Here is a 23,820-nt window from a genome sequence, read left to right as displayed (position 1 = left end):
CCCGTGACCCGCTGTATACCTGTAGAGAGGGCATTTTTCGCAGGAAAACCCGCTAGGAAACGTCGAGTGCCACGATGCAGGAGCGCAACCACAGCCGACCAGAGGCGACGGGTTCCGACACCGGTCGCGTCACATCGGTGTTCGCCCAGGCACTCCAGCAGGCGGCCCGTGAGCTGAGGGCCACCGCGGCGATCGTGGTGGTCCCCGTCGATGACGGGCGCAGTCTGGCCTCGGCGGTGGTGGTGGGCCGCCCCTTGTCGATCTTCACCACCATCGAGCGCATGCCGGTGACGGCGCGCCTGGCATCCGCCACCGCCCACCGCACCGGCCGCCAGTACGTGTCCACCTTCACCGAGTTCGACAATGCGGCGCCGTCCCGCTTCGACGTCACGATGCCCTTCCCGTACACGGTGGCCTCCACCCCGATCCGGAGCTCGGGACGCGGATACGGGGTGCTGACCGTCATCTGGGCTCCGCCGCTCGGGCCGCGGGCGCTGCAACCCGATGAACTGGACCGCTGCGAGAAGATCGCCAAGGATCTGGCCCAGGAGCTGGTGCAGTCCGGGATCGCCTCCCCGCCACGCACCACCCTGCCGATGCCGCAGTTCCTCCAGGCCGTACCGGACCGGGTGGGCCAGGAGTGGGCACCGGAGTCCGCCAACATCACCTTCCTCTACCAGATCTACAAGCTGGCCTCCTGGCTCAACCGCGCGGTGCGCAGTCAGGAGGTGCTGGATGTGGTGGCGTCGCGGATCATGGGGCCCTTCGGCGCCCGTGGCATGGCCGTCTCCGTCCACCAGGACGGCCAGGCCGCCCTGCTGGGCTACAGCGGCTATCCGCGGGATGTCGCCCACGCCCTCGCGGGGGCTCCGCCGCCCTCTCCCGACGACCACACCCCCGGGATGCCACCGCTGTCCGTGGACGCCCCCACGTTCCTGGAGTCCGAACGGATGCTGGCCGAGGCCCGGTTCGACGGCGCCTCCCAGGAGATCCGGGCGTGTGCCCTGCTCCCCCTGATCAGCGGTGGTCTGCGAACGGGCACCCTGGCGCTGGGCTTCGACGGCCCCCGCCACTTCTCGGCCGAGGAGCGGTCGACGCTGGTCACCATGGCCGATCTGGTGGCCCCGGCCGTGGAGCGTGCCCTCCACTTCGAGAACGAGCACCGGCTCGCCCGCGAGCTGCAACAGGGGCTGCTGCCCGCCCGGCTTCCGCACCGCGAGGATCTGGACATCGCCACCCGGTACGTCACGGCCACCGCGGGCACGGCGGTGGGCGGCGACTGGTACGACGTATTGACCCTCCCCGACGGCAACGTGGGGCTGGTCATGGGCGATGTCGAGGGCCACAACCCCAACGCGGCGGCCTGCATGGGCCAGTTGCGCAGCGCGGTGCGCGCGTACGCGGCGGAAGGACACCGCCCCGCGGCCCTGCTGGAGCGCACCAACCGGATCCTCGCCGAACTGGACACCGAGCTGTTCGCCACCTGTTGCTGTGTCTGGCTCGACCTGGACGTCGGTACGGCCGAGATCTCCAGCGCGGGCCATCCGGCGCCGCTGCTGTGCCACCCGGACCACCACGTGGTCGTCCCCGAGATGTCGGTGGGACTGCCGCTCGGCGTCGCGCCCGACACCGTCTACCCGTCCATGGAGCAACCACTGCCGGACGGCACGGTGCTGGCGCTGTACACCGACGGCCTGGTGCACTCCCAGGCCGTGGATCTCGGCACCGCCGGCGACCTGCTCGGCGAGGCCATGGCGGCCACCCGGGACGAACGGCTCGAGGACCTGGCCACCCGCATCATCGAGAACACCGGGCCCCAGCGGGCCCGCGGCGACGACGCGGCGCTGCTGCTGGCCCGCTACGCCGGAGTGCTGCCCGGTTCACGCCAGCACGTCAGCCGGGTCTTCGTCCAGCGGCACGACCTCCGCTCCGTCAAGGACGTCCGGGAGTTCGTGCGCCACTACACCCGCACCAGGGGCTGGGACGCGATCTCCCACGATCTCGAGCTGATCACCACCGAGGTGGTGACCAATGCCCTGATGCACGCGGACAGCGAAGTGGACGTACGGCTGCGCGAGTACCCCGACCGGCTGCGGGTGGAGGTCCTGGACTCCGACCCCCGCCCACCGATGCCCGCGCCGATCACCGTCTCGGACTCGGTGCAGGACAACTCCGAGCACGGACGCGGCCTCGTCATCGTGGAGGCCCTGGCCGCCGCGTGGGGCAACAGCCCCAGCGGCCGCGGCAAGTCGGTGTGGTTCGAGCTGCCCCTCCCCTGAGGAGGCGCGCTCGCGGACCGGCGGGTAACGGGCATCGGTGAGGTGTTCCCGGAATCAGCCGCGGCTGCCGAAGTTCTGGGTCCACCACGGTCCTCCGGCGCCGAACTCGACGCCCACACCGAGCTCTTGGAAATCGCAGTCGAGGATGTTGCCCCGGTGTCCGGGGCTGCTCATCCACGTGCGCATGACGGCCGAGGGTGTGGCCTGGCCGGAGGCGATGTTCTCCCCGGAGGCGGTCCACTCGTAGCCGACCGCGGTGATCCGGTCCTCCGGCTCGGCGCCGTCGGGGTTGACGTGGTCGAAGAACCCGCGCTGCTCCATATCGGCGGAATGCCGCTGAGCGGCCTTCTGGAGGGCCTTGTTGAACCGGAGCGGGGCGCATCCATGGTGCACACGGGCGATGTTGACCGTGCGGATGATGTGGCGGACATACCGCGCCCGCCTGGCGCCGACGGTGGGGAATCCCGTATGCGCCGCGCGCCCGGGCGCCGCCCGGGCGGAGTCCGGCGCGGACGTGGGCGCGGCCGACGCCGTACCGGCGCCCAGCGCGCCCATGACGATGCCGCCGGTCACGGCGACCGCGACAAAAACGGAACGGCCGGCCGGAGCCGGCCCCCGGTTCGATCCGGACGGGCCGTGCCCCTGTACCTGTGCTGTGGCTGAACACTTCATTGGGCTCATGGTGGCGGGAACGCTCACGGGACGTCGGCGGCTCGGGCCGCGACACACGAACGAGGGTACGGGGGCGACCCGTTCGGGCGATTCCCCGGACGGTGGCGATCGGTCAGGCGCCGTGGACGGCGAGTTTGAACTCGGCGAACACCAGCCTGCGCGCGCGGCGGTCGTTGTGCGCGACCACCAGTGCGAGCGGAACGTCGGGATGGACGAACATCTGGTGGTGTTTGGTGAAGCACTGCATTCCGGGGCTCGGCGGCCGGTGATCGGTGGCCGTCGCGTCGGCGCCCGTCGAGAGCCCCAGCGGATCGCGCACAAAGCGGTCCCGCAGTTCGGTATAGGTGCCCTTCTCCCACTGAACCATCGCGGTCAGCGCGCCCCAGCCGTCCACCGACGGCCAGATGAGCCCCGAGCGGTCGTCGGTGCGCCACTTGCCGACGATGTGGCCGTCCGGCTGGCGGGCCGGATGCATATTGTCCGGGTCGTAGGACTCTTCACGGCCGTAGGGGAACCGCACCACGTGATATGTGCCGTCGGCCGGGACGAGCTGCGGCACATCGACGATCAGCGAACAGATCCGCACAGCCACGACGCCTCCTGGGAGGAGAGTTCTGGACAGTGTGCGAGCGGATCTCCTTACTGTCCATCAGTCCGGCAGCGTCCGGGGGCCAGCGCCGCCGCTGGTCGAACGCAGCCGGACCTCCACATGGGTGTGCTGGGCGCGGAAGCGCGCCAGCAGGGCGCGGCCGGCACCGGGGAGCTCCACACTCCGGGTGGTGCGGACGAACAGCGGGGCGCCGAGCTCCCGCTCCAGCGCGCGCACCGAGGCCGACAGGCCCGACTGGGAGACCTGCGAGATCGAATGGGAGATCGCCCCGGCCTGTGCGTCCGAGGCGTACGACCGGCGCGGCCGTGTCGAGCGCACCTGGGACGTGGTGGACACCGTGCGGGCGGTGGCCGGGGAGCGCGATGTCTCCATGGCCCAGGTGGCCCTGGCGTGGGTGCTGGCCCGTCCCGGCGTGAGCTCGGTGATCCTGGGCGCACGCACCGTTCGGCCGGGGCCGGCGGACCGGTCGTACGGACCGGTCCGCTAGGGTCCGTTGTCAAAGGGGGCATCCGGCCGCGAGCGGCGTCTGGGGCAGGGGGCACCTCCCAGCGGTAGCTGGGGGAAGATCGCAAGGCGGAGGATCGCCCTCGTACCGGGCGTACTCGGGCGACTCCGACAACGCAGCGAGGCGCCGTGCCAGGCGTCGGGAGCAGGGCGGCCCCTTTGACGACGGGCCCTGGCCTCGGCCCGGCGTTGTCGTCGGTTGCCGATACGAGGGAGGGGCGATGCCCGGGGAGCGGATGCCGTACGAGCGGCGACGGGTCGATGTTGCGGACCGGGTGCTGCGGGAATGGGGTCTCACCCTGCCCGAGTCGTTCTTCCGGTTCTGGACATTCCTCGAGGGGCTCGGACCCGTTGAGCGGCAGGCGCTCGCGGACATGGACGTGGCCGCGGCCGGAGTGGCCGACCTGTGCGCCGATCCGGGGCTCCCGGCGCGCGACGGCATCGATGTGCGGGCGCATGGGCGCTACTACCGCGACCCTCCGGAGTTCCTCACCTTCCTGCACGGCGGCTCGGATGGCCTGCACTACGGGCTGTGGTTCGACGACGGCCGCACCTGCGACGGCGTCGCCTCCTACTACACCCATGACGGCGGTGGGCTCGACCGGAGGTGGCGGACACCTCTGGAGGCGTTGCGCGCCAAGCTCGAGCGCCACTGGCGGGACCTCGCGGACGATGACGCGGACGCGGCGTACCTGGCCGCACGGATGTCGGGGCTGGAGCGGATGCGCGAGGCGCTGACCGCACTCGAGACCGGGGACCGCACGGAGGTGGGCCTCGCCTACAGCAACACCTACGACACGGGTCTCCCGCCGGAGGACCCGGACCGGATCACCACACTGGACGCCGGGGGCGCGCTGGTGGCCGGCCGGACGGCGCTGGACCGGCCGCCGCACCAGGGCGCCGACGAGTACCGGTTCGCGCAGTACATGTACGGGCTGTTCGAGGACGCCGCGGCCGTGGAGGCCGGTGTGGCGGACGCCCTGCGGTGGTGTGCGGACGGCGATCCGGCGGAGGCCCTGGTGCTGGGACGTGATCTGCACTGGGCTTCGGCCGGGGACAAGACCCGGGAGGCTCAGGCGAACACCCTCCTCGTGGCGGCGTACCGGGCGCTGGGCCGCACCTCACTGGTGGAGATCGCCGAGGCACACCACCGGCACCGGGATCTGCCCCGGGTCGATGTGCTGGACACCGGCGGGGTGTGAGGGCGCGGCGTCAGATGTTCCGCCGGGCGCGGCGGTCGCTCGCCGCGCCGTGCATGGCGGCTTTCCTTCGGCCACCCGGCTCAGGGTCGGGCAGGGCCGTGCCCGGCCGCGGTCCGCCCCATGGACAGCGCCAGATGCCGTACCCGCCGCCAGTCCATCGGGGGTTTGCGGGTCGGGGTGCCGGGGCGGTGGCGGGGCAGCCGCAGGCGCAGGGCACGTGGCGCGATCCGGCACCGCACGGGTGTGGGCAGGGTCAGTGCTTCACCGTCCACCCCGACCTGGACGGCGGCGGTGTCGGCGTCCACGACCACGTCGTGGGCGGTGAGCGAGGTCAGCCCGGGGGCCTGGCGGCCACGGAGCATTCCGGCCGCCTGCGCCGCGTTGTCAACGGTGACGGCCAGCACCCCCAGGACACCGCGGTCCAGTCCTTCCCGGCGCCCCAGGCCCGCCGGATCGCCCATCCGGTAGGGGTTGTTGCTCACCAGCACGGCCTGCGGCCCGTCGACGACACGGTCCCGGACCCGGACGGTCAGCCGTGGTCCGGTGTGATGGGTGAGAAAGTCCGGCAGCAGATCGAGGGTGGTACGGAGCTTGTCGTCGCGGTAGGCGGGGCTCTGGACGACGGAGGCGTAGGCGCCGAAGGAAGCGTTGTTCACGAACGGACGCTCACCGATGTAGCCCAGGTCGACCCGGAGTTCCACCCCGTCGGTGGGTGCCTCCAGACAGGTGGCGGGGTCGTCCCGGTCCAGGCCGAGGTCCATGGCGAAGTGGTTGCGAGTTCCGGCGGAGATCACCATGAAGGGGAGTCCGCGTTCGGCCGCCACTCCCGCGACCAGGGCCTGTGTTCCGTCACCGGCCGCCACTCCGAGCAGATCGGCACCCTCGTCGGCGGCCTGCCGCGCCAGTGCGGCCACGTCCCGCGGCTGGGCCGGGTCCAGGACCACGACGTCCGCGCCGAGCGCCTTCGCCTTCTCCACCAAGTGGAAGGCCCCGACCTTCCCGCCGCCCGAGCGCGGATTCATGATCAGGAACGGCCGCCGCGGTGGGGTGGCCGGGCGTTCCGCGGTGCGGGCCGGTCCGGTGTCCGCGGCCAGCGCGGCCCGGCCGGTGGACACGGCCAGCGCCCACAGGGCGAGCGAGACAAGGACCACCCACAGCAGTCCGGCGAGCGCGTACAGCACGATGACCGCCACGGGCGCCGCGACGGCCAGGGCGAGGGCAAGCACCCGGATCAGAGCCCGGTGCACCAGCGCCCACCACACGCCCACGGCAGTGAGCACCATCCCGGCCACGCCCACCGCCACCAGGAGCACACTGCTGAGCCCGGCGAACAGCAGGAGGATCAGCACTGCCGCCGCGCCCGCCACCACCGCCAGCCGTGCGCTCCAGCGCGGGGCCGCGGGGCCTCCCCCGCCCAGAGCCGTGCCCATCGGACCTCCCACAGCGGCCCGCCCCGGCACGATCCGGTCCGGCGCCGTACGCAAGGTACACGCCGTGCGCGACGTACGCGCGGAAGCCGAGGTGCCGCCCGTCCCAGCACACACCCGGCACCCGGGACGCGCATCATTTCCGGCATCGGAGCGCATCCTGATGGGGGACGGCATCCGGGCGTGCGCGGCGCGGCGGGGTGAATCCGGTGAGCGGGGTCCCGCTGCCTGCGGGGCGCATCACGGTGCTCAGACGAGCACACTGGACGAAAGGATAGGCATGGGGGATCGATTCCGGTTGGAGCCAGGGGACGCCGATGAGCCCGGGACGGAGGACACCGTCCGCCATCGGGAGCTTGCGGCGGAGAACACCCATGTCTCCGCCCTGTACCGGAGGCTCGACAGCCTGCGGGACCGGGTCGGCGCCCAACTCAGGGAAACCCAGCGGCAGGACGCCAGTGGCACCCACCAGGGACGGTCCGAGCGCGACGCGATGGAAACGCACCATGCGCGCCGGCTGACCCAGTTGTCCGCCGCCGAGCACGGACTCTGCTTCGGACGGCTGGACACGGAGGACGGCGAGCGCCTCTACGTCGGCCGGATCGGGCTCTCCGACGAGGAGCACGAGCCCATCCTGCTCGACTGGCGCGCGCCCGCCGCACAGGGTTTCTACCGCGCCACACCGGCCAGTCCGCAGGGTGTGGTGCGGCGTCGGCAGTTGAGGACGAAGGGGCGGCGGGTCGTCGCCCTCGACGACGATGTGTTCGACCGGGAGACGCTCAGCGACGCCCGGCGCGGCACTCTCAACGGCGAGGCGGCGCTGCTGGCTTCACTCGACGCCACGCGCACCGGGCGGATGGGCGACATCGTGGCCACCATCCAGGGCGAGCAGGACCGGATCATCCGGGCCGATCTGCCGGGTGTCATGGTGGTGCAGGGCGGTCCGGGTACGGGCAAGACCGTGGTGGCCCTGCACCGGGCCGCCTATCTCCTCTACACCTACCGCGAACGGCTGGCCAAGCGCGGTGTGCTGGTGGTCGGGCCCAACTCCACGTTCCTGCGGTACATCGACGAGGTGCTGCCCTCTCTCGGTGAGAACGACGTACTGCTCTCCAGTGTCGGTCGGCTCTTCCCCGGCGTTGACGCGGTGGCCCACGAGCGGCCGGAGACAGCGGTGGTCAAGGGTGATCTGCGGATGGTGGAGGTGCTGGCCGAGGCGGTGCGGGAGCGGCAGCGGCTCCCGGAGACCGCCTGGGAGCTGACCATCAGGGAAGGCACCGTGCACGAGGAGGTGCTGCGCCTGGACCCCGCCCTGGCCGAGAAGGCCAGGGAGGCCGCGCGGGAGCAGCGCCGACCGCACAACCAGGCCCGGTCGGTGTTCGTCCACCAGGTCATCGGCGCACTGACCCGGCGGATGGCCGGCCGGCTGGGCCAGGGGCTGCTGCGGGACGAGGACGTGGCGGACATCGCCCGCGAGTTGCGGTCCGAACCGCAGGTGCGGGCCGCGCTGCGGCGGCTGTGGCCGCTGCTGACACCACATCAGCTGCTGGTGGACCTGTTCGCCGCGCCCGAGCGGCTGGCGGCGGTGGCGCCCGGTCTGGACGAGGCGGAGCGTACGGCACTGCTGCGCGAGCCGCCGGGTCCGCCCCCGCACACCGAGCCGTACTGGACCCCCGGGGACGTACCCCTGCTCGACGAGGCCGCCGAGCTGCTGGGACCGGTGGAGACCGCCGCCGAACGGCTCGCCGCACGGGCCGCGTCCGAGGAGCGGGCCGAGGAACTGGCGTACGCCAAGCGGGTCCTCACCGAGATGGGCATCGGCATGGTCGATCCGGAGACGCTGATCGACCAGCACCACGGCGGTTCGCCGCACCGGCCGGTGGCGGACCGGGCGCGCAAGGACCGCACCTGGGCATTCGGCCACATCATCGTGGACGAGGCGCAGGAGCTGTCCCCGATGGCGTGGCGGGTGCTGATGCGCCGGTGTCCCAGCCGCTCGATGACGGTGGTCGGCGATATCGCGCAGACCGGTGCGGAGGTCGGGCTCACCTCCTGGGAGGAGGTGCTGAACGCCCACGCCGGGGACCGGTGGCGCAAGGAGGAACTGACCGTCAACTACCGCACTCCGGCGGAGATCATGGACATCACCACGGATGTGCTGCGCAGTATCGACACCCGGCTCCAGCCGCCGCTGGCCGTCCGCAGAACGGGAGTGCCGCCGTGGAGTCTTCGGATCGAACCCACCGCCCTCACCGGTGAACTGCCGCGGCTGGTCGGGCGGGAGATCGCCGGGACCGGCGGCGGACGGCTCGCCGTCATCGTGCCCCGGTCCCGGATGGGCGACCTGGGCGGCGCCCTGGTCGCGTTGCGGGACGTGGCGCTCGCCGACGATCCGGAGGCGCTGGGCATGCCGGGTGTGGTGCTGACGGTGGAGCAGGCCAAGGGGCTGGAGTTCGACACGGTCCTGGTGGTGGAGCCGGAGGAGATCCTGCACGAGTCGCCCAATGGCATCCGGGATCTGTATGTGGCGCTCACCCGGGCCACCCAGCGGCTGGGCATGGTGCACAGCCGCGAGCTGCCCGCGATGCTGGCGGGTGTGAAGGAGGCCCGGGAGCGGGGGTACGCCGATGTCCCCTGAGCGTGCGCCCGAGGGCCGCGGACACGCACGTCGGCGCCGCGGCCTAGAGTTCGGCCATGACGAGGACCACTCCGCCACGCCCGCTCGACGTCGAGAAGCTGTACCCCGGACTGGCCGTCCACCGTGGTACGACGACCCGGCTGCATCCGCGGCCGGGTACGCCGCGGGTGTCGGAGAGTTCCGTGGCCGGGCCGCTGCTGTGGCCGGTGGACGAGCCCTGGCCGATGTGCACCGAACCGCACGGCCGGGGACGTGGCAGGCGCCCGGCGGACATCCGCCGCGCGCGGCGGATCCTCGACGACGCGTGGGCGCGCGACCCCTCCTCCGGTCCCACGGACGAGGAGCGGGAGTTGCTGACGGAGCTGCGCCGTGAACACCACGTCGCGGGGATCGCCGACACCGACCCGCTGCCGATGCTCGGCGTGGCACAGCTGTACCGGCGGGACATCCCCGATCTGCGTCCGGGGCCGGACGACCGCGATCTGCTCCAGGTGTTCTGGTGTCCCTTCGACCGCCACGGCCGTACCGGATACGGCATGTCGGTGCGGCTGCTGTGGCGCCGGTCGTGGGAGGTCACCGAGGTGCTCGACACACCGCCCCAGCCGGAGGTGGTCGGTTTCGAGGGCTATGTGGCCGAGCCCTGTGTGCTGCACCCGGAGCAGGTGGTCACCTATCCGTTCGCCGGGACGCTGCCCGAGGAGCTGTGCGCCCGGATCGACGGCGCGGAGGACGCCCTCGAGGAGGCGGCGGAGGCCGAGTACGAGGCGACCGGCGAGGAGCCGGCCGATGAGCCCGCCTACCAGTACGACCTGTCGATACCGCCCGGCTGGCGGGCTGGAGGGTTCGCGTCGTGGCATGTGACCGACCCCGCGCGGATGGACTGCGCGTCGTGTGCGACACCGATGGAGCTGCTGCTGACCGTCGCCAGCTCGGAGTGGGACGGCGGCAGCGGGAGCTGGATCCCGGTGGAGGAGCGCGATCTGCCCAGGAATCTGCGGTCGCCCACGCCCACCGAGGTGACCGTGAGCCGGTGGGGTCAGCTGAACATCTTCGCCTGCCCCGCCGATCCCGGCCATCCGCACCGCTGGAGCCTCCAGTAGGTGTGATGGCCGGTGGCGGCGGGCGGTCAGGGGAGACGGCCGGGTAGTCCTCGGTGCAGCTCTCGCCCCCGGCGCCGTCGTACACACACCGCCGTGCGGGCAGATCCACGTCGTACCAGACCACACCGGCCTGCCGGCACCCCCGGACGAACTCGGGGAACGTGGTCTCGCCCGCCTGGTCGGTACGGTCACACCGCCGGTCCCGAGGACATCGCGGGCGCCGCCGTCCTGAGGTGTTCGGCGCCCGAGCGCACCGCCCAGAAGAAAACGGCGAACGCGAGGGCGGCCACCGCCAGGGAGTCGTACGGCGCCGGAAGCCGCCCGGAGCCGCCGAAGGTGCCGAGCCACGACAGCAGGGTCAGTACGGCCAGATGCAGCACCAGCCAGGCGCCGTACCGCAGTTCGTCCCGGACCGGGACCGCGTCCGCGGTGCGCCGTTGCAGCAGGAACAGGGGCACACCGGCCAGGACGAGCGGCAGCGCGAGCCGCAGATCGTGCCAGCCCGACCAGTAGATGAACTCGCTGGCCACGATGAAGCCGACGGGGGCGATCCAGCGCACCCCGGGCACCTGCCCCTCGGCGCGTGACACACCCCGCTCCCGGTCATGCGCGCGGAAGGCGGCGACGGCCACCGCCGAGGCCGCGTAGATGAGCAGATACATATCTCCCATCACACTCACGATGTCCTGCCAGCCGCCGAACGGCAGCATGAACACCACGATGACCACAAGGTTGAGCACCAGGGCCCGGTGTGCCATGCCGGACCGGGGGTCGATGCGCATGAAGAAGCGGGGCAGCAGGCCGTTCTTGGCCAGGGCGTAGGTGTGCCGGGCGTCGATGGCCACTCCCACATAGGCCGAACCGCCCGGTGAGACAACGGCGTCCGCGTACAGCAGAGTGGCCAGCCAGTGCAGATTGAGCACCAGGGCGAGCTGACCGAACGGCGACTCGAAGTTGACACCCTTCCAGCCGTGGTCCAGCAGGGATTCGGGCACCGTGAAGAGGAACGCCAACTGGAGCCCGAGATACACCACTACGGCGAGGCCGATCCCGGTGAGCACCGCGGCCGGTACGGTACGCCGCGGGTTGCGGGCCTCTCCGGAGAAGTCCAGCGGGGCCTGGAAGCCGTTGACGGAGTACACGATGCCGCCGCCGGCGAGCGCGGTCAGACACGCCGCATAGCCGTACGGCGCGAAGCCACCGTGATCGGTGAGGCGTCCGCCGTGGGTGCCGGACAGGAACAGCGCGACGACGGTGACGACGGGGACGACCACCTTGAACACCGACACCAGGTTGTTCATCCGGGCGAATATCCGCACCGTGAACCAGTTGAGCGCCGTCAGCCCCACACTCAGCACGACGGCCACGCCGAGGCCGGAGGCGGTGAGCCTGCCGTGGTCGTAGAGCCCCGGCACATAGTGGGCGGCGTACTGCATGATGGCGCTGATCTCGGCCGCCGTACCGCCCACCGAGAGCACCACGGACCAGCCGATCATCGTGCCGACCAGCCGTCCACTGGCGTACAGCGGCCAGCGCACGGTACCGCCGCCCTCCGGGCGGGTGGCTCCCAACTCCACCATGACCAGCGCGATCAGGGCGCACAGCACACCCGCCGCCACCCAGGACAGCAGGGCGGCGGGCCCGGCGGCCTGGGCGGCGTACATGGCCGCGAACAGCCAGCCGGAGCCGAGGATGTTGGAGAAGCCGATCGCGGTCAGCCCCCAGAATCCGAGGTCCTTCCGGAGTCTGCGCTCCTCGGCGAGCGCCACCGGGGCGGCGAAGGACTCCGCCGGCTGATTCTGCGGCACGTGGCACATCTCCTCGGGTGGTGCGGAACTTGCGCGCACCAGCGTGCCACGCGAAGCAACGCACCCCGTCGAAGGGATCCCGTCCGACGTGCGGATTCCAGGGAAACGTCCCGCCGTGTCCGGGTCCGGCGCGGAGATCCCGGGACGCGGTGCACATCCGGTGGCCGGGCAGCGCCGGCCCGGCCACCGGATGCAGGTTTCCGGTCACCGCTACCCACTGTCCGGCAGCTGGGCGAACGCCTTGGACATCAGCTCCACCACGAGGGGCGAAAGCGCCGCAGCAGTGGCGATCATGCACCTGTCATTCGTAGGTGTAGAACCTGGTGTGGTCCAGCAGATCGGCCGGGGTGACGTCGTTCCACGGCTTCATGGTGTCGTTCAGGCCGACGACCTCCTCGGTGCCGTCGGTCGGCAGATACCCCGACCGCGGGTGCAGCCGCTGCCAGTCGACCCAGAGCTTGTCGATGAAACAGTGGTGCAGCCAGAACACCGGATCGTTGGGCGAGGCCCCGGTGACCATCTGGCCACCGACCCACACATGCACCCGGTTGTGCAGATTGGGGCCGCGCCAGCCCTCCACATAGTTGCGGAAGCCGTCCGAGGAACTGTTCCACGGGGCGGCGTCATAGGTGGTCAGGGCGAGCACCCGGTCCACCTCGGCGCGGGTGGGCAGATCGCGGACCCCTGCGCCGAGCGTACGGCGCAGGAAGGTGCGGCCGTCCACCCGTATGTTCATCGGCCACTTGCCGCTGCCGAAGGCGAACTCCCCGGTGGTCACCCGGCCGTCACCGCTGCGCCCGTCGCCGCCGAGGAAGTCGTCGGCCCACAGGGAGCTGCGAGGTGAGCGGTCCACGGTCCAGTCCCAGTAGGGCAGGGTGACCGATGGTGTGATGCTCTGGAGGGCCGCCTCGAACTCCAGCAGGAACTTGCGGTGCCAGGGCAGGAAGGACGGCGAACGGTGTCCGGTCCGCTCCCCGTTGTCGGTGTCGGAGATGATGAAGGCGTTGTGGGTGCTGATGAACTCGTCGTAGCGGCCGGTGCGCTTGAGTTCGAGCACCGCGTCGACGAAGTTGCGCTTCTCGGTGGTGGTGAGGTTGGCCTGGTTCTTCCGGACTGCCATGTGTCGAGGACTCCTCGGGTGTGGGGGACGCCGGACGGTGGGCCTCAGCCGGTCACCACGGGGACCAGATCGGCACCGTTGAGTTCACGCACGGCCGCCCGCGCCACACCGCGCGGCGCGGGGAAGGTCTCGTAGTGGTTCACCAGACTCACCCAGGTGCCGTCCACGTTCCGCATGACGTGCAGATCGTCGTTGTCGATCCGGACGACGAACTCCATGCCCTCGTGCGGACCGCCGTGGCCGCCGTGACCGCCGTGGTCTCCCTCCTCCGGCCAGCCCTCGATATGGCGGCCCTGGTACATCTCGTCGAAGGGCTCCGGCATCTCGTCGTCCGCGGGACGCCGGTGTGCCTTCGCGTGTTCCGTGCCACCGGTGGAACGGGGGGCGGCGAAGGCGTCCGGTGTGGTGGCCGCCGCAACCGGTCCGGCGAGCACCGCTCCGGCCAGACCCGCGACACCACGGTGCAGCACCCGGCGCCGGGTGGGACACGACATGGTCGACTCCATTCGTTCGCTGGGGGTTCGGGCCGCGATCCGGCCCGCGCCGCCACATGCTGGCAGGGTCGAACGGATCATCAAGTCGAGGCGATGAACGAAGCAACGAACGAGACAACACCTGTCGGACGGTGCAGAATTCAACGGCGGATGATCACAGCGACCCTGGTCACCCGCCGTTATGGAACAGGATATTCCGCGCCTGGGATCGCTCCCGACCGCTGATCTTCTTCTCGCTCCGCCGTAACCGTGAATCACCCCACGGTCACAACTCGGCGCGATTCCAGGGGCTTCCGGGCACGCCGGGGTTTGGTTTCGCACACCCCGGCAAGGGGGTCACACAAGGGTCAGCCGTGGTCCGGCGGTACCGCCTGCTCGGTCCAGATGGTCTTGCCACGACGGCTGTAGCGGCTGCCCCACCGGCTGGACATCTGAGCCACCAGGAACAGCCCACGGCCGCCCTCGTCGGTGTCCCCGGCCCTGCGCAGCCGGGGCTGGGTGCTGCTGGGGTCGGTGACCTCGCAGATGAGGTGGTTCTCCCGGATCAGCCGCACCCCGATCGGCCCGCCCGCGTACCGGACCGCATTGGTGACCAGCTCGCTGACGATCAGTTCCGTGGTGAACGCCAGCTCCTGCAGCCCCCAGGTGGCGAGCTGGTCGGCGGTCGCCCTTCTCGCCCGGGCCACCGAGGCGGGGTCCGCGGGGTACTCCCAGCTCGCGACGGTCCACAGCGGGGAGGTGCGGGTGCGGGCGAGCAGCAGGGCGGTGTCGTCGGTCTGCCGCTCGTCGTCGGCACCGTCCAGCAGCGCGGCGCTGATCTCGTCCAGGGGCCGGTGCGGGCGGCACTGCGCGGCCAGTTCGCTCCGCAGCCGCTCCATCCCCGTCTCCAGGTCGACCCGGTCACGTCGGACCAGCCCATCCGTGTACAGCGCGAGGACGCTGCCCGGCGGCAGCTCGATGGTGACGGGTTCGAACGGCATCCCGCCGACACCGAGCGGCGGGCCGGGCGAGAGGTCGACGAAGCGGGTGGTGCCGTCGGGGGCCACCACCGCCGGTGGCGGATGTCCCGCACTCGCCAGGGTGCACTGGCGGTCCACCGGGTCGTAGACACCGATCAGACACGTGGCACCGACCGCGTCCCGCTGTTCCTGCGGGGCCTCGGCCGCGAGTTGCTCGACCAGGTCCTCCACCCGGGACAGCAGGTCGTCCGGATCCAGCTCCAGGGCGGCGAGGGTCTGGATGGCGGTGCGCAGCCTGCCCATGGCCGCGGTGGCCGGAAGTCCGTGGCCGATGACGTCCCCGACGACGAACGCCACCCGCAGACAGGGCAGCGGGATGACATCGAACCAGTCGCCGCTGATACCCGCTCCGCCACTGGCGGGCAGATAGCTTCCCGCCGTCTCCGCCGCCAGGGTGTCGGTCACCGCCCGCGGCAGCAGCCGCTGCTGCAAGGCCACCGCCGCCCGGTGCTCCCGGGTGAAACGCCGTGCGTTGTCGATGCCGAGCGCGGCCCGGGAGCAGATCTCCGTGAGCAGCACCCGTTCGTCCTCGGCGAACGCCTCGGGGTGGTCGGTGCGCCATACGGCCACCAGACCCAGCACCAGACCGCGCGCCCGCAGCGGGGCGACCGCCAGCGCATGGCCGCCGTCCGGGATGAACAGACGCTCCTGTTCCGGGCCGACGGCCCGGATGGCACCCGCGCGGTCCGTGATGATGGCGGCGCCACCCTGGACCGTGCGCAGATCGTCGTTGTCCGGCAGCGGCGGATAGCTGGTTCCGGTGGTGAGCAGTCCATCGGGCCAAATCCCGGCGGCGGTGGCACCCGCCACCCGGACCAGACGCTGCTTTCCGCCGCCGAACATCCTCGGCGGTTCGTCACCGGCGAGCACGGACTCGTGCAGGTCCACCGTCGCGAGATCGCCCAGACCCGGGACGAGTACGTCCACCAGAGCCTCGGCGACCCGGACCACATCGAGCGAGGTGCTGATCCGGGAAGCGGAGTCACGGAGCAGTTCGAGGTGGTCGCGCACCCGCTTCTGTTCGGTGGTGTCCCGGAAGAGGCTCATCACCCCGGTCGGCACACCGCGCGCGTCGTCCAGGCGGAACGCACACTGGGCCACCTCGCGCTCCCCGTCCGGTGTGCTCAGGGGCTGCTCACGGTCGATGACCGCGTGGCCGGTGTCCAACACCTCGCACAGAACGGCCCGGAAGGACGGCACACCCGGCCCCTCCACCACCTCGGCCAGCCGCCCGCGGACCGCGTCCGCCCCCGGCAGCCGCCCGGAGGGGGCGTGGACGCTGAGGACGTTCAGATCCGTGTCGTGGACCGCCACCCCGACACCGTCCTGGGCGAACAGCGCCCGCAGCAGCGCCACACCCTGCCCCCACTCGGCCGCGGTGTCCGCGGGGGCGGCGAGCAGCACGGAGCCGCCGCCGTCCAGCGGTGCGGTACGGAAGACGATGTCCACCGGTCCACGCGTGGTGTGCCGCAACCGAGTCCGGCCGCTCGCGGGAAGCTCCGGGACACCCCGTTCCTCCGGGCACTCCAGGAGCAGTTCGGTGACCGGTCGCCCCACGGCATCGGCGGCGGACAGCCCGAGGAGGTCCGTCGCGGCGGCGGACCAGTGCGTGACCGCACCCGCGCCGTCCAGGACCACGGACACCACACGATCGAGGCAGAAGCCACGATCACCCGCACTGTCGGTGGTGGTGTCCATCTGCGGCTGTCCTCACTGCTCCGGGGGCTCGGGGCGGGGCTCGGCGGTCCGGTGGCACGGGTCGCTCGCCGCCGGGGTGGCTCGGGGCTCACGTCCGGCGTCGACGGTGGCGTGGTTGGTGCGGTGGCGCGGTGGCGCGGTGGCGCGTGCGTCCGCGGGCGGGCGCTGATCCGCGGTGGCCGCGCGGGAGAGGCTTGAGCGGGCACTGCCGGCGCGCCGCTCGCCGTCGCGTCCCTGTCCTGTGGGGCATGCTCCGCGACGGAGCGTGCCACCGGGCCGCGCCATCGGTCGCGGAAGCGGCGTGGTGACCTCTGGGGAAGCTCCGTCTGCTCGGTCGGCCTCACCAGAATGCGTGTTCCACTATGCCGTAGTTGTGAAGCGTTCCATAGGTGCGGTCGACATTGCGATCCTGCGTTCGAATTGCGTTCGAATTCTGCTGGACCACGCCGTTGACCAGCGATGACATCGGTCAGGCGATCCAGTGCGACTGCCGTGCGGTGGACGGCAGCGGCAGACCGCCCGCAAGAGCGGTGGCCATCCGCTGCACAGCCTCCCGCAGGGTGTCGGGCGGGAGGGTGTACGGGATGCGCAGCCGCTGCTCGAAGACACCGGGGTGGGTGGCGAAACGGCCACCGCCCTCGATCCGCACCCCGCATTCCTCCGCCCGCTCCGCCAGCGGTGAGGCGAGCGGCTCCCCGAGGTCCACCCAGAGGGACAGCCCGCCGGGCGGCATCCGCCAGCTCCAGCCCGGAAGGTGCGCGGTGAGGGCTTCGCCCAGGGCGGCGCGCCGGGTGCGCAGTTGCTCGAGGCGGGGCGGCAGCAGTTCGTCCTCCCGGGCCAGAAGGTGGAGGGCCAGCAGCTGATCCACCACCGAGCCACCCATGTCGTTGGCCACCCGCTGCCCGGCGAGTTCGGTCACCAGCCGGGCGGGAGCGCGCAGCCAGCCGATGCGCAGACCGCCCCAGTGGGTCTTGCTCATCGAGCCGATCGTGAGGACCTGGCCACCGCCACCGGGCCCGGCGTGGGAGGCGAAGGGCGGCGGGACGGGCAGATCGAGGGCGATGTCGGTCAGGGTCTCGTCGACGACCAGCCAGATGCCGGAGCGTTCGACAGCACGCAGCACCCGCGCGCGTTCCTCCTCGGGCATCAGGGCGCCGGTGGGGTTGTGGAAGTCCGGTATCAGATAGGCCAGTTGGGGCACGACCTGACGGAGGGTCGATTCCATGATGCCGATGTCCCAGCCGGTGTCGGCCACCGGTACGGACACGGTGCGCAGCCGGGCCCGGCGCAGGGCCTCCAGGGCGTTGGGGTACGACGGGTTCTCCACCATGACGCGGTCGCCGGACCCGCAGAGCAGTCCCACGATCAGGGTGAGGGCGTGCTGGGCGCCGGAGGTCACCAGGATCTGTTCGGGCCGGGTGGCCAGGCCGCGGCGGGTGAACCGGTCGGCGACGGCGGCCCGGAGCTCGGGGAGGCCGTAGGGGTGGTAGCCGGGGGTCTCCGCGTGGTGGGCCAGTTGCGGGGCGATGTGGACGAGCGCGTCGGACAGGGTCCGCTCCGGCAGCACGGGGGCGGCCCTGGCCAGGTCGATGGCGATGTCCGGAGGTGCCAGTACCCGGGCCACGCCGTGCGGGGTGCGGCCTTCCGGCAGCGCCGTCCAGGTACCGGCGCCCTGGCGGCTGTAGGCGTAACCGCTCGTCCGCAGCAGGTCGTACCCGGCGGTGACGGTGGCCCGGCTGGTGTTCAGGACGGCGGCCAGTTCCCGTTCGGCCGGGAGCCGTACGTGCAGGGCGATCCGCCCGTCGAGGATGAGTGCGCTGATCTCCCGCGCCAGATGGCGGAAGGCGGGCCTCACGCCCGCCAGGTCGGGCAGCATCGCGGCCAGTTGCCCGCTTCCCAGTGTTCCGCCGGTCCGGCCGGCCTGGTCTCCGCTCCGCCGCCGGTGCAGTGCGTCCATTTCCGCCACTTCCCGCCACTCCCCCGAGATTGGCCATGTTGTGCAGGCCAATCACTGTACAGACTCACTGTCCATGGCCTTGAAACCTCCGCCTCCGCTCGGCTACCTGCCACTCGGCGAGCGTCCGCTGCGCCGCCTCCCCCAGCTCTTCACCGGGCTGGCGCTGTACGGCTTCAGCCTGTCGCTCATGGTCCGTTCCTCGCTGGGGGTGAATCCCTGGAGCGTGCTCTATGAGGGGGTGTCCGGGCACACCGGACTGAGCTTCGGCGCGGTCAACGCCGTACTCGGTGTGCTGGTGCTGCTGCTCTGGATCCCGCTGAAGCAGCGGCCGCGCTTCGGCACGGTGGCCAACATCGCCGTCCTGGCGGGTACGTCGGATCTCGGCCTGGCGCTGATCCCGCCGGATCTCGGCCTCTCCGCCCGGGTGCCGCTGCTCATCGGCGGAGTGCTGCTCAACGGGCTGTCGGTGGCGGTGTACGTCGGCGCCCGGTTGGGGCCGGGGCCGCGCGACGGGCTGATGACGGGCGCGTCCGCCGCCACCGGGCGTTCCCTGCGGTTCGTCCGCACCCTGATGGAGCTCACGGTGCTCGCGCTCGGCTGGCTGCTCGGCGGGACGGTGGGCGTGGGCACGGTGCTCTACGCGGCCACCGTCGGCCCGGTCACCCAGGCGCTGCTGCCGCGGTTCACCTACCGCTCGACGGCCCCGTCCAGTCGGCCGCCACATGGCCGATGCGCACCCGCTGCGGATGGTCCCCGACCTGCACGGACGTGACCTTCTCCCCGGTGGCGAAGTCGATCGCGGTGACCCGGTCGGCGCCGCTCTCGGAGATGACACAGGCCCGGCCGTCGCCGCTCACCGTGGCCCAGTACGGCTTCGACGCGGTCACCAGGGGGCCTTCGCGGAGTGTGGCGCGGTCGACGACGGTGGCGTAGTCGTCCATCGTCCCCGCGACGCACAGCTTGGTGCCGTCCGGGCTCATGGACAGACCGTGGTGGCGGGAGTCATTGACCCAGGTGGTGCGGTCCTCGCTGGTGTCCGGGTTCTTCGGGAGCGTCTTGGAGCGGGTGATGCGATCGGAGGCCACGTCGTACTCCAGGAAGCCGTTGAAGAAGGACACCTGGAAGTAGAGCTTGGACCCATCGGGGGTGAAGGCCACCGGCCGGACGGCGTCGGACAGGTCCTTGCGGCCGAAAGCGTCGAGCCGTTCGCGCATGTCGATGACCTTGACCTGCTTGAAGGTGTGCGCGTCCACCACGGTGATGCGCCGGTCGCCCTTCGTCCAGTCCAGCCAGGGTTCGTCCAGCGCGGTGTTGACCTCGCCGATGGACATGTTCCACACGTACTTTCCGCCGTCCGTGAAGACGTTCTCATGGGGCTTGTCGCCCGTGGCGAACGATCCGAGCTGCTTGCCCGTCTCGATGTCGAGCACATGCACGGTGTTGGACGTCGAGGCCGACACCGCCACACGCTTGCCGTCGGGCGACACCGCCATGTGGTCCGAGCGGAATCCCGAAACCGGGAAGCGCCACTTGAGGGCGCCGGTCTTGAGGTCGATGGACACCACGTCGGCGAAACTGGGGCGGGAGACGACGATGGCGGAACCGTCCGGAGTGGAGTACATGTCGTCGACGAACTGGTCGTGCCCCTCCCCCGGCCCCTGCCGGATGCCCAGGAAGAACGCCAGTTTGATGGGGTTGAGATAAATCTCCCTGAGTCGCTCTTCCTTGTCCGGGATGACATTGACACGGCCGATTCTGCCGAAGTCGCCCTTGGAGGCGATGACATCGGCGGTGCCGTCCCAGTTGTTGCCCACGAACATCACCTCACGCAGCCCGGCCGGTGCCGACGCGGGCTGCGCGGCGGCGGTGACCGTGGCCGTCGCGGATCCGGTCACCGCCAGCACCGTGACGGCGGCGAGAGAGACGAGCGTGCGCAGAGACCTACGGCTGCGCCGGACCGCGCGAACAGACATGACCACTCCTCCAGTTGGGCCAACACCGGGGCCTACCGGAAAGTAATGAGCGAAGGCGGCTGCCACAAGAGCCTGGACAGAAAAAGTGACATGGACTCACCTTCGCCGGATCGTCCCGGGTGGAACCTGACCGCCGTACTGCGCGGGTGGACCGGCCGCGCGGTCAGCGCTCGAGCACCGGCGCGGACAGATAGGGGAATACGTCACGCGGTGTCCCCGTGGCGGCGCTCGCGCCCAGCGCCATCCCGACGGGTACGCCCAGCACCAGCTGGAACATCGCCTCGGGGACACAGTCCGTCAGGGCGCGTCCGTTGCGTACCTCAACACCGAAGCGGGCCTCGCTGCCCACCTCGTAGCGCAGGATGTCCGGCAGCAGCAGATCCCGCAGCCGGGCGGCGTACGCGGCCGGGTCGGGCGCGGCACCGGTGGCCGCGACGGCCCGCTCGGTGGCGCGGAGGAGCTCCGGCCCATAGCGGTCGCGGTCCTCGGCGGGCTCGGTGGCGTTGAAGTCGATGTGGCGCTCCGGCTCTTCGAGGTCGAAGAGGGTGTTGAGCAGCGGATGGGCACAGCGGTTGATCTGCCGCCAGCCGCCCGCGTCGGTGGCGAGCACGGTGGTCGCCCAGAAGCCGATGGCGGCTCCGGCGCCGCCGAGGGCGTGGTCGGGCACCTCCAGAACGATCGAGTGGACATGGGTGTCCGCGAAGAGGTTCACCGCAGCGGCCGGGTCTAAGCCCGACAGATCGGGCACTGCGCCCTGGGCGATACCGGTCTTCACCGCCGTCACCACCGAGCCCTCGATCCAGAAGGGGTCACCGGCCCGGCCCGCCCACACCCGCAGCCCCTCGGCCGTCCCGGCGGACTCCCCGGTGAGCCCCGACATCAGCACCTCGCCGTCGGCGAAGCGATCGCGCGCGGCGGCGCCGGTGAGGCGGCGCAGCTCCCACCGCTGGGTGCCATCGGTGTCCGGGGTACCGAAGGTGAAGCGGTAGGTGAGGTCCTCGACGGCGTCCCCGTCGGTGTCCACCTTGATCTCGTAGAGGCTCTCGTCGTCGTGGAAACCACCCTCCCCGGAGAGCGGATTGACGTTGACGACGAAGACGGTCCCGGAGGAACCACGGAACAGATACACATCACTGATGTCGAGCCGTGGGTCCTGACGGGCGAGCAGCGAGTCGTGGTGATGACTCATCAAGGGGTCCTGTTCTGCTGGTCGGGGATCGCTCGGCCGGACGTCGCCGTGCCGTACGACGAGGGGGACGCACCGTGCGAGGCGGGGCAACGCCCGCGTCCGTCATGGGAAATGAGACCGGACGGCAGGGTGCGGCCGCCGTGGTTCGCTCAGGACACTAGGCACCGGTGACACGGACGGCGAGGAGAGAAGTGCACAGTGACGGCGCTCCGCGGTTGACCTTCGAACGATGAACGCGCCAGTAAGGAATGAGGACCGGGCCGGGCCGGACCGGAACACGGTCACCACGGCCGAGAACGACGCGGCTTCCTCCTGGCGGGCACCCGCCCCGCCGCCGACTGGGGCAGGGCTGACAACTCCGCGCTGACCTGCGTGGGCCGAGGAGAAGCCAGGCAGCGCCTCACCCCCCGGGGCCGGGGCTCACACCCCCGGCGCGGGCCGCACGGTGATGCCGTTGCGCGCGAACAACGCGGCCGTCACGCCGTCGCCCGGTGTCAGCTCCCCGGAGAACGACCCGTCGTACACCGCGCCCCGGCCGCACGACGGGCTGCGCGGCATCAGCAGGGCTTCGGTGCAGCCTCCCTGCCGGGCCGCCTCGAGGGCACGCCGGGCGCCGTCCACGAACGCGGCGGTGACATCACGGCCGCTGTCGTCGACCACCCGTGCCGTACCGTCGAGGACGTCGTGGCCATCACCGCCCACCAGCTCCGCGGGCCGTCGCGGGGTGATGAGCCCGCCCGCCACCTCCGGGCAGAAGGACACCACATCGCGCCCGGCCACCGCCTCGTCCAGCTCAGACACCGCCTTGTGACGCCCGTCGTACCGGCAGGGCACCCCGCGCAGACACGCGCTGACCAAGATTGCTGTCATTCCGCCAAGGCTAGCCGCGGCGCCGCGGGCATGGGCAGGATGGACGCGGACGTGTGGCGTCGCACAGGTCGTCCGCGATCCATGGCCGCACCGGACTCCGGAAGGAATCGACGAGATCATGCGTTTCACCGCGCCCCGTGCGCAGACCGGCCCGACGGGGGCGACCCGATGACGGCGGCCGACGACGAGCAGGTGCGCTTGCACATCGAAGGACACACGGCCCATCTCATGCTCAACCGGCCGAAGTCCCTCAACGCCCTGACGCACTCCATGGTGACCCGTATCGACCGGGCGCTCGCCGCCTGGGAGAGTGACCCGGCCGTGAAGACCGTGGTCATCACGGGTGCGGGCGAACGCGGGTTGTGCGCGGGTGGTGACATCGTGGCCGTCCACGCGGACGCCCGCGCCGGGGGGACGGCGTCCGCGGCCTTCTGGGCCGACGAGTACCGGCTCAACGCCCGGATCGCCCGTTTCCCGAAGCCCTATGTGGCGGTCATGGACGGCATCGTGATGGGCGGCGGCGTCGGGGTCTCCGCGCACGGGAGCGTGCGGATCGTGACGGAGCGCTCCCGGGTCGCCATGCCCGAGACCGGTATCGGCTTCGTCCCCGATGTCGGCGGCACCTATCTGCTCAGTCGCGCCCCCGGTGAGCTCGGCACCCATCTGGCCCTGACGGGCCGGGCGGTGGGCGCGGCAGACGCCCTGCTGTGCGGGCTCGCGGACCACTTCGTACCGTCGGAGCTGGTGCCCCGGCTGCTGGCGGACCTCGCCCGTTCCTCCGTGGACGAGGTGCTGCCCCGCTATGCGCGCCGACCGCCGCCCGGTGAACTGGACGGCGGGCGCGGCTGGATCGACGAGGCGTACGCGGGCGGGACGGTCGAGGAGATCGTGGACCGGCTGCACGCCCTGTCCGTCACCGCGGCGAAGGAGACTGCCGAGACCCTGCTCACCCGGTCCCCCACCGCGCTGAAGGTGACCCTGGAGGCGCTGCGCCGGGCCCGGACCCTCGGTCCGCTGGAGCGAGTGCTGGAGCAGGAGTACCGCGTCTCGTGTGCCACGCTGTCCAGCCCGGACCTGGTGGAGGGGATCCGCGCGCAGGTGGTCGACAAGGACCGCCGCCCGCGGTGGTCGCCCGCCACCCTCGCCGGGGTGACGGACGAGGACGTGGCGGCGTTCTTCGCCCCGCTGGGCGAGGGGGAGTTGCGCCTCGCGGCCACCGACTCGCCTTGACCGGAGGGGGTGTTTCGGACGCGTCGGGGA

General features: G+C 71.4%; 18 protein-coding genes and 1 pseudogene. 7 read left to right on the top strand and 12 right to left on the bottom strand.

Annotated elements, in window-relative coordinates:
- Positions 1-74 precede the first annotated feature (74 nt).
- Positions 75-2,279, top strand: a complete 2,205-nt coding sequence (locus JK363_RS11760; RefSeq protein ID WP_201874561.1) for an ATP-binding SpoIIE family protein phosphatase — start codon at positions 75-77, stop codon at positions 2,277-2,279.
- A 54-nt stretch (positions 2,280-2,333) separates the two neighbouring features.
- Here the strand turns inward: JK363_RS11760 and JK363_RS11755 are convergent, their stop codons facing one another.
- The 3 genes and pseudogenes from JK363_RS11755 to JK363_RS42260 all read right to left on the bottom strand — a co-directional run.
- Positions 2,334-2,951: a CAP domain-containing protein gene (locus tag JK363_RS11755; RefSeq protein ID WP_236075698.1), complete on the bottom strand. Its 618-nt coding sequence runs from the start codon at positions 2,949-2,951 to the stop codon at positions 2,334-2,336.
- 112 nt (positions 2,952-3,063) lie between these two features.
- Positions 3,064-3,543, bottom strand: coding sequence for a hypothetical protein (locus tag JK363_RS11750; RefSeq protein WP_201874557.1), 480 nt, complete (start codon positions 3,541-3,543; stop codon positions 3,064-3,066).
- A 132-nt stretch (positions 3,544-3,675) separates the two neighbouring features.
- Positions 3,676-3,804 (bottom strand): annotated as a pseudogene (locus JK363_RS42260) (LysR family transcriptional regulator); the annotation flags it as partial.
- A 7-nt stretch (positions 3,805-3,811) separates the two neighbouring features.
- Here JK363_RS42260 and JK363_RS42255 point away from each other — a divergent pair.
- Both JK363_RS42255 and JK363_RS11740 read left to right on the top strand, forming a co-directional pair.
- Positions 3,812-4,048 (top strand): aldo/keto reductase, encoded by a 237-nt coding sequence (locus JK363_RS42255; RefSeq protein ID WP_307821710.1) that lies wholly within the window; start codon positions 3,812-3,814, stop codon positions 4,046-4,048.
- A 238-nt stretch (positions 4,049-4,286) separates the two neighbouring features.
- Positions 4,287-5,267: an ADP-ribosylation family protein gene (locus JK363_RS11740; RefSeq protein WP_201874555.1), complete on the top strand. Its 981-nt coding sequence runs from the start codon at positions 4,287-4,289 to the stop codon at positions 5,265-5,267.
- Between the two features lie 80 nt (positions 5,268-5,347).
- Here the strand turns inward: JK363_RS11740 and JK363_RS11735 are convergent, their stop codons facing one another.
- A complete protein-coding gene (locus JK363_RS11735; RefSeq protein WP_201874553.1) occupies positions 5,348-6,697 on the bottom strand; it encodes a diacylglycerol/lipid kinase family protein in 1,350 nt (449 codons plus the stop codon).
- Between the two features lie 277 nt (positions 6,698-6,974).
- Between JK363_RS11735 and JK363_RS11730 the strand changes: the two genes are divergently transcribed.
- Together JK363_RS11730 and JK363_RS11725 are read left to right on the top strand one after the other, a co-directional pair.
- Positions 6,975-9,332: a HelD family protein gene (locus JK363_RS11730; protein WP_201874551.1), complete on the top strand. Its 2,358-nt coding sequence runs from the start codon at positions 6,975-6,977 to the stop codon at positions 9,330-9,332.
- A 56-nt stretch (positions 9,333-9,388) separates the two neighbouring features.
- Positions 9,389-10,432 (top strand): hypothetical protein, encoded by a 1,044-nt coding sequence (locus JK363_RS11725; RefSeq protein WP_201874549.1) that lies wholly within the window; start codon positions 9,389-9,391, stop codon positions 10,430-10,432.
- 188 nt (positions 10,433-10,620) lie between these two features.
- Here the strand turns inward: JK363_RS11725 and JK363_RS11720 are convergent, their stop codons facing one another.
- The 5 genes from JK363_RS11720 to yczR all read right to left on the bottom strand — a co-directional run bounded on the left by JK363_RS11720 (position 10,621) and on the right by yczR (position 18,528).
- The gene (locus JK363_RS11720) at positions 10,621-12,249 is read right to left on the bottom strand and encodes an APC family permease (RefSeq protein WP_201874547.1); all 1,629 of its coding nucleotides are present in this window, start codon (positions 12,247-12,249) and stop codon (positions 10,621-10,623) included.
- A 292-nt stretch (positions 12,250-12,541) separates the two neighbouring features.
- Positions 12,542-13,360 (bottom strand): tyrosinase MelC2, encoded by an 819-nt coding sequence (melC2, locus tag JK363_RS11715; protein WP_201874545.1) that lies wholly within the window; start codon positions 13,358-13,360, stop codon positions 12,542-12,544.
- 44 nt (positions 13,361-13,404) lie between these two features.
- On the bottom strand, positions 13,405-13,854 hold the full coding sequence (gene melC1 / locus JK363_RS11710; protein WP_201874543.1) for an apotyrosinase chaperone MelC1: 450 nt from the start codon (positions 13,852-13,854) through the stop codon (positions 13,405-13,407).
- Positions 13,855-14,201: 347 nt separating this feature from the next.
- Positions 14,202-16,571 carry an ATP-binding SpoIIE family protein phosphatase gene (locus JK363_RS11705; protein ID WP_201874541.1) on the bottom strand — a complete coding sequence of 790 codons (2,370 nt, stop codon included), beginning with the start codon at positions 16,569-16,571 and terminating at the stop codon, positions 14,202-14,204.
- Positions 16,572-17,040: 469 nt separating this feature from the next.
- Positions 17,041-18,528, bottom strand: a complete 1,488-nt coding sequence (gene yczR, locus JK363_RS11700; protein ID WP_201874539.1) for a MocR-like transcription factor YczR — start codon at positions 18,526-18,528, stop codon at positions 17,041-17,043.
- 73 nt (positions 18,529-18,601) lie between these two features.
- On the opposite strand from yczR, the gene yczE reads away from it, so the two are divergent.
- On the top strand, positions 18,602-19,300 hold the full coding sequence (yczE, locus tag JK363_RS11695) for a membrane protein YczE (RefSeq protein WP_201874537.1): 699 nt from the start codon (positions 18,602-18,604) through the stop codon (positions 19,298-19,300).
- Here the strand turns inward: yczE and JK363_RS11690 are convergent.
- The 3 genes from JK363_RS11690 to JK363_RS11680 all read right to left on the bottom strand — a co-directional run bounded on the left by JK363_RS11690 (position 19,212) and on the right by JK363_RS11680 (position 22,560).
- Positions 19,212-20,501, bottom strand: coding sequence for a YncE family protein (locus JK363_RS11690; protein ID WP_201874536.1), 1,290 nt, complete (start codon positions 20,499-20,501; stop codon positions 19,212-19,214). The two genes, yczE and JK363_RS11690, sit on opposite strands and share 89 nt — an antisense overlap.
- A 163-nt stretch (positions 20,502-20,664) precedes the next feature.
- The gene (locus JK363_RS11685) at positions 20,665-21,690 is read right to left on the bottom strand and encodes a DUF4331 family protein (protein WP_201874535.1); all 1,026 of its coding nucleotides are present in this window, start codon (positions 21,688-21,690) and stop codon (positions 20,665-20,667) included.
- A gap of 420 nt (positions 21,691-22,110) precedes the next feature.
- Positions 22,111-22,560 carry a 2-thiouracil desulfurase family protein gene (locus JK363_RS11680; RefSeq protein ID WP_201874534.1) on the bottom strand — a complete coding sequence of 150 codons (450 nt, stop codon included), beginning with the start codon at positions 22,558-22,560 and terminating at the stop codon, positions 22,111-22,113.
- 168 nt (positions 22,561-22,728) lie between these two features.
- Between JK363_RS11680 and JK363_RS11675 the strand changes: the two genes are divergently transcribed.
- The gene (locus tag JK363_RS11675; protein WP_201874533.1) at positions 22,729-23,790 is read left to right on the top strand and encodes an enoyl-CoA hydratase/isomerase family protein; all 1,062 of its coding nucleotides are present in this window, start codon (positions 22,729-22,731) and stop codon (positions 23,788-23,790) included.
- The last annotated feature ends 30 nt before the right edge of the window (positions 23,791-23,820 follow it).

It is taken from the genome of Streptomyces coffeae (genome assembly GCF_016741875.1).
Taxonomy (GTDB): Bacteria; Actinomycetota; Actinomycetes; order Streptomycetales; family Streptomycetaceae; genus Streptomyces; species Streptomyces coffeae.
Note: the sequence above shows the minus strand (reverse complement) of the source record. Positions and strands in the feature narration are given on the sequence as shown.

What these genes read in the sequence shown, in the direction of transcription:
- JK363_RS11760 (WP_201874561.1), top strand. Translation starts at nt 75, where the DNA reads ATGCAGGAGCGCAACCACAGCCGACCAGAGGCGACGGGTTCCGACACC.
- JK363_RS11755 (WP_236075698.1), bottom strand. Translation starts at nt 2,951, where the DNA reads ATGAAGTGTTCAGCCACAGCACAGGTACAGGGGCACGGCCCGTCCGGA.
- JK363_RS11740 (WP_201874555.1), top strand. Translation starts at nt 4,287, where the DNA reads ATGCCCGGGGAGCGGATGCCGTACGAGCGGCGACGGGTCGATGTTGCG.
- JK363_RS11735 (WP_201874553.1), bottom strand. Translation starts at nt 6,697, where the DNA reads ATGGGCACGGCTCTGGGCGGGGGAGGCCCCGCGGCCCCGCGCTGGAGC.
- JK363_RS11730 (WP_201874551.1), top strand. Translation starts at nt 6,975, where the DNA reads ATGGGGGATCGATTCCGGTTGGAGCCAGGGGACGCCGATGAGCCCGGG.
- JK363_RS11725 (WP_201874549.1), top strand. Translation starts at nt 9,389, where the DNA reads ATGACGAGGACCACTCCGCCACGCCCGCTCGACGTCGAGAAGCTGTAC.
- JK363_RS11720 (WP_201874547.1), bottom strand. Translation starts at nt 12,249, where the DNA reads ATGTGCCACGTGCCGCAGAATCAGCCGGCGGAGTCCTTCGCCGCCCCG.
- melC2 (WP_201874545.1), bottom strand. Translation starts at nt 13,360, where the DNA reads ATGGCAGTCCGGAAGAACCAGGCCAACCTCACCACCACCGAGAAGCGC.
- melC1 (WP_201874543.1), bottom strand. Translation starts at nt 13,854, where the DNA reads ATGTCGTGTCCCACCCGGCGCCGGGTGCTGCACCGTGGTGTCGCGGGT.
- JK363_RS11705 (WP_201874541.1), bottom strand. Translation starts at nt 16,571, where the DNA reads ATGGACACCACCACCGACAGTGCGGGTGATCGTGGCTTCTGCCTCGAT.
- yczR (WP_201874539.1), bottom strand. Translation starts at nt 18,528, where the DNA reads ATGGACGCACTGCACCGGCGGCGGAGCGGAGACCAGGCCGGCCGGACC.
- yczE (WP_201874537.1), top strand. Translation starts at nt 18,602, where the DNA reads ATGGCCTTGAAACCTCCGCCTCCGCTCGGCTACCTGCCACTCGGCGAG.
- JK363_RS11690 (WP_201874536.1), bottom strand. Translation starts at nt 20,501, where the DNA reads ATGTCTGTTCGCGCGGTCCGGCGCAGCCGTAGGTCTCTGCGCACGCTC.
- JK363_RS11685 (WP_201874535.1), bottom strand. Translation starts at nt 21,690, where the DNA reads ATGAGTCATCACCACGACTCGCTGCTCGCCCGTCAGGACCCACGGCTC.
- JK363_RS11680 (WP_201874534.1), bottom strand. Translation starts at nt 22,560, where the DNA reads ATGACAGCAATCTTGGTCAGCGCGTGTCTGCGCGGGGTGCCCTGCCGG.
- JK363_RS11675 (WP_201874533.1), top strand. Translation starts at nt 22,729, where the DNA reads ATGACGGCGGCCGACGACGAGCAGGTGCGCTTGCACATCGAAGGACAC.